Source organism: Bacillus sp. GMa5/1, from assembly GCF_050172015.1.
Taxonomy (GTDB): domain Bacteria; phylum Bacillota; class Bacilli; order Bacillales; family Bacillaceae_G; genus Bacillus_A; species Bacillus_A cereus.
The window spans coordinates 1-2,140 of the sequence record NZ_JBNLYC010000357.1; the positions used below are offsets into that span (position 1 = coordinate 1).

Here is a 2,140-nt window from a genome sequence, read left to right on the forward strand (position 1 = left end):
TTCCTAGAAAATCTATTAAGAATGATTGACGGAAGAAGGGTATATTAATGAAAAAGAAAATCCTATTTTGGATATTAGGAATCATAGGGGTATTAATTATAGGTGGAGGAGTTTACGCTTATAATATATATTCTTCTGTTTCAAAAACATTAGATGAAGTTCATAAGCCATTAAAACGTGATCAAGGGAATAAGCAAGAAGAAAAAATTAATAAATCTGAGCCTGTTTCAATCCTATTGCTAGGAGCCGATGAGCGTGGTGAGGATAAAGGACGCTCAGATTCTTTAATGGTCATCACGTTAAATCCTAAAAATAATTCAATGAAAACAGTAAGTATCCCTCGTGATACATATACAGAAATCGTTGGAAAAGGAAAAAGTGATAAAATCAACCATGCTTATGCATTTGGTGGCGTAGATATGTCTGTTGCAACAGTAGAAAAATTCTTAAATATTCCTATTAATTACTATATTGAAGTGAACATGGAAGGCTTTAAAGATATCGTCGACGCAGTTAGTGGTGTTGATGTGGATAATGATTTAGAATTCTCTCTTGGAGAACATCATTTTCAAAAGGGAAATATCCACTTAACAGGTGACCAAGCACTAGCATTCACACGCATGCGTAAAGAGGACCCACGTGGTGACTTCGGACGCCAAATGCGTCAACGCCAAGTGATGCAGGCCGTTATTAAGAAAGGCGCAAGTTTTTCTTCTTTATCAAGTTATGGTGATGTGTTAACAGCAATTCAAAAGAACGTGAAAACGAATTTAACGCAAGATCAAATGTTTGATATGCAGAAGAATTATAAAAACTGTCTGCAGAATAGTGAAGATATCCAAATCACAGGTGACGGACATAAAGCCGCTGATGGTATTTGGTACTACTATGTTCCAGATGCAGCAAAACAAGATTTAACGAATAAGTTAAGAGCGCATCTTGAAGTGACTAAGTAGTATGTAATAACCCAACTCCTTTGGAAGGAGTTGGGTTTATTTTTGCATGGATTTATATTAGTATTATATATTGTGAGATTAATAGATGAGGTGAATCGATGAATAAGAAAGCAGTACTTGTCCTTGTTATTTTTGTATTGTTTGTTGCTTCGGTTGTGAGTGGTAAACTGTACTGGAATAAGAAGATTGCGAATGCAACAGGACAAACGAGTGAAGTAGCGAAAACAAAGGCTGAAGTGAAAGACAGCGGAGCGAAGAAAGAAGAGAAAAAGGAAGAGAAGAAACAAGATACGAAGTCATCTTTTAATGAAGCATATGCGAAGAATTTGCCAGATGCAGTGAAAGAGAAGTTAAAGAAAGCTGCTGAGGATAAAAAGGCAGTAAATCTTGTTATTGTTGGTGATGAAGGTTCTTCATCTGAAAAAGGTGCTTGGGCAGCAAAGTTAACGTCTAATTTAGAAACTGCTTACGGTAAAGGTTTATGGAATGTGACTGTAAAGGAATATAAGGGTGAAAGCACAGAAGAGTTAATCGCGAATAAGCGTGATAAAGAGATTGCGAAAGAGAATCCAGATGTAATTTTATTTGAGCCACCATTTATTACTGATAACGGTAAAACTGGTAATGGGAACTCTGTTGCGAGTACACAGAAGTTTGTTCAAGCACTTTCTACTAGTGCAAAGGGTGCTACGATTATGATTCAACCATCAAATCCAGTGTATGGTGCGAAAAATTATCCGAAAGCGATTGAAGCTTTAAAACAATTTGCGATGCAAAATAATTATACATATATTGATCATTGGGGAGCATGGCCGGATGCATCGACAAAGGCTATTTTACCATACTTACAAGAAGAGTTTGGTTTCCCGAGTGCGAAAGGTCATGATGTTTGGGCGAAATATGTAACTGATTATTTCGTTGCTAAGTAAAAAAGAAGCTTAAAGAGGTAATCATTTCTGTTGTGATTGCCTCTTTTTTGTTAATAAGTTATAACAATGGAGGTATACTAATGGCAATACTTGTAACAGGTGGAGCAGGATATATTGCTAGTCATACATGTGTAGAATTACTAAATAGCGGTTACGAAGTTATAGTAGTGGATAATCTTTCGAATAGCTCGGTAGAATCTATAAATCGAGTAAAAGAAATAACAGGAAAACAATTTAAGTTTTATAAAGAAGATA

3 protein-coding genes are annotated in these 2,140 nt (G+C 35.7%); all 3 read left to right on the forward strand.

Features of this window, described 5'->3' with window-relative positions:
• The first annotated feature begins 47 nt into the window (after positions 1–47).
• Positions 48–956: a LytR family transcriptional regulator gene (locus ACQGSG_RS28555; RefSeq protein ID WP_000727061.1), complete on the forward strand. Its 909-nt coding sequence runs from the start codon at positions 48–50 to the stop codon at positions 954–956.
• Positions 957–1,054: 98 nt separating this feature from the next.
• Positions 1,055–1,885: an SGNH/GDSL hydrolase family protein gene (locus ACQGSG_RS28560; RefSeq protein ID WP_001034179.1), complete on the forward strand. Its 831-nt coding sequence runs from the start codon at positions 1,055–1,057 to the stop codon at positions 1,883–1,885.
• Positions 1,886–1,965: 80 nt separating this feature from the next.
• Positions 1,966–2,140 (forward strand): NAD-dependent epimerase/dehydratase family protein (locus ACQGSG_RS28565; RefSeq protein ID WP_426948675.1); only part of this gene is annotated, 175 nt, incomplete at its 3' end.

Excerpts from the sequence above, each read along its gene's own strand:
- ACQGSG_RS28555 (WP_000727061.1), top strand. The coding sequence starts at position 48 with ATGAAAAAGAAAATCCTATTTTGGATATTAGGAATCATAGGGGTATTA.
- ACQGSG_RS28560 (WP_001034179.1), top strand. The coding sequence starts at position 1,055 with ATGAATAAGAAAGCAGTACTTGTCCTTGTTATTTTTGTATTGTTTGTT.